The following is a 2,689-nucleotide window of genomic DNA, read 5'->3' as shown; positions in this document are numbered from 1 at the left end:
CCATGTAATTGATGCTAACCAAAATTTTGCGTCAGGATTTTGGTTCTTTGCCATCGGCTCAAGTTGTTTCTTTGCCTCAGCCCAAAGATTACGTTGGATGTACAAAACACTTTCAAAAAGTGGGTCACCTTGTTGGTATATACTTGCGAGATCAACGGTTGGACTTACTGATGATATAGGATTTTCTGATAAAAATTGTTCAAATACAGCAATATCGGCTTGTTGAGGTGTTGTTGCTTTTGAGCAACCGGTTAAGGCTATCGAAGAGAGAGTTAAAAGTAGGGTAGTAATTATTACTTTCATGCATTTAAGGCCTTAACTTAGTGTACTGAGAAGCTAATTGATTTTAATGCATAATTGTACACCTAAAAATTACTAGGCAATAATTTGCTCGAGGTGTAGATAGTGAGGTGAAATGTAGAGTAGGTTAAATTAAGAAAACCTATTAATAATCTGATTTTAAATAGTTAAAATCCCCCCTCAGAATAAAGGGGGGAATAGGGTGTTAATGAGAAATCATTTTATTCACTTTGTTAAAAAATCCGCTAAGGTTTTTGTCGTTATACAATTTCTCAAAAGGCTTGATACTATAACTTATCATTTCAAAATCCCATCCTTGATTATTGTTTAATTTTATAGCCTTATCGTATTCTGTTTTTAATTTAGGATCTAATTTTGAATCTGGATGTTTTAGATAATCAGAAAATGGGATGTAATTTTTCGCATTGTCATTGTTAAATAAATATGATGCTACTTCTTCATACCCGTTCAAATCACCTTTTTTAGCTAAATTATTTAACATTAAACCAAATTCTTTTTTAGAAGGACAATTTCTAAATTCTGAATTTGGCTTATCACAGTTCCCAATAAAGCTAATTATTAAATTTTTATTTTCTGCATTAATTAAAATATCTTTAGCTAATTTTTTATAATACTCGTATTCTTTATTCTGTTTATCAGTTTTGTTTTCAATAAAAAATAGAGCTTTTTGTAGCTCGTCAGCACAATAAAAAAAACGCTCTGCTGCACATTGCCTAAGAAGGTTATCTGCTTTTGGAGTGAACCATGTTCCTTCTTTATTTACTCGCTCTTCAAATGACATATAACGATACTGCTCATAATCTTCGTTATATAATACAGATGGATTCCCATTTTTCCATTTACGATAAGTGGATATTAATAATTTTTTATAACCAGAATTGTCACATAATTCTTTATATCTATTAAGTTGACAGGTTCTTTTCTCCCCATAGGTATCCATGGCATAAGGATACCCCTCATCTGTTAAAGCTTTTAGCATCTCTAAAGACTTTTTTAGATCATAACGTGCTATTGAAACTGCATAAATATATCTTGCCTCTATATTATCTTTATTATTAATATAAGGTGTAGTTAGCTCTATCGCTTTTTTAAAATCAAAATCGTACACCATAAAATTTTTCGCAAGATATATTTTATTTCTATCTGCATTTGACAGATCAGAAGAGTAACCATCTTGCGTGGTACTTGCACAGTTCCATGAAGAGAAGCTGATGGCAACAATTATCAAAGGGAAGATAAGAGACTTCATAATGTAAAATATTGCTCACGGTTGGATTTAAACAAAAGAAATATTACACTAATTTTCTGTTGGGCAATAATTTGCTCGAGGTGATTAAGAAGCGCTGCTCAATTAAATATTAGAGTGCACGCGGGTGAGCGCCATCAATGTAAATCACTTTTTTTACTGAATCAGCTTTCTCTTGAGCTTTATTATTCGCTACAATTAAAGCTTCTTTTTCTTTAGGAGGATGAGTAAAGCTTATTGCAAAGTCATCACCATTAAAAAGCTTAGTTGCTTTTGCTGCAATATATTTCTTTTTCTCAGATAAAGAGTCATCTTCAATACTTAAGATTCTATATCCTTGCCAAGCATAGTTTGAACCCAAAGAAATGCCTTGCTTCATTAATTCTTTATATAAAGAACCATTCATTCTTTTATGTTTACCCTCAATTTTCATTAAGGATTCAATAGCAGGGACAAAGTTATTAAAACCTGCATAGTTAAGAAGCTTAATAGTGATTTTCTTCATTTCTTGATTAGAATCTTCTGCTTTTCTTAAATTATTAGAGTATTCGACAAGCGGATAATAATAATGATTTTTCGCTGCATTGATAATGGCACTAATATATTGCTCGTGGGTTAAATCTGGTTTCAATATTGTACTGTAATATACGGCACGAACGTCGCCTGTTTTTGCTTGTTCTGCAAACAGGTTTCGTGCTTTTTTCGTCCATTTGTCACTGCATTTACTGGGAAAATACATTTGACATTGCTCATCATTGCTAGACAGTGCCATTGCTGAATAAGGATAACTTTCAGCCGAAACTCTTAATAGATCGTATGCTTTCGCTTTATCATTAATCCCTGAACGATAAATTACTTTTGCCAGCCAAAACATAGCATCCGGTTGTTTATTCTTCACTAGTGGCGTTAATTCTTTTTCTGCAATATCTAAGCGCTTTCGCTGTATCCCCAATACGGCCTTAAAAAGTGGATCACCAGGCTGGTAGATACTCGCAATATCAATAGAAGGGTTGATACTTGATATCGGGTTTTCTGATAAAAATTGTTCAAACACAGCAATATCGGCTTGTTGAGGTGTTGTTGCTTTTGAGCATCCATTTAAGACTAAAAAAGAGAAAACTA

The 2,689-nt window shown here is 32.7% G+C and carries 2 protein-coding genes and 1 pseudogene; all 3 read right to left on the bottom strand.

The window, feature by feature from the left end; genetic code table 11:
- Positions 1-303 (bottom strand): annotated as a pseudogene (locus C9J46_RS21135) (hypothetical protein); the annotation flags it as partial.
- Between the two features lie 202 nt (positions 304-505).
- Complete coding sequence (locus C9J46_RS21130; RefSeq protein ID WP_107291483.1) at positions 506-1,570, bottom strand: hypothetical protein; 1,065 nt, start codon at positions 1,568-1,570, stop codon at positions 506-508.
- Between the two features lie 109 nt (positions 1,571-1,679).
- Positions 1,680-2,689 (bottom strand): hypothetical protein (locus C9J46_RS21125; RefSeq protein ID WP_158259689.1); only part of this gene is annotated, 1,010 nt, incomplete at its 5' end.

The organism is Photobacterium sp. GB-36 (assembly GCF_003026135.1).
Taxonomy (GTDB): Bacteria; Pseudomonadota; Gammaproteobacteria; order Enterobacterales; family Vibrionaceae; genus Photobacterium.
This window is presented reverse-complemented; position numbering and strand designations above follow the sequence as displayed.

What these genes read in the sequence shown, in the direction of transcription:
- C9J46_RS21130 (WP_107291483.1), bottom strand. Translation starts at nt 1,570, where the DNA reads ATGAAGTCTCTTATCTTCCCTTTGATAATTGTTGCCATCAGCTTCTCT.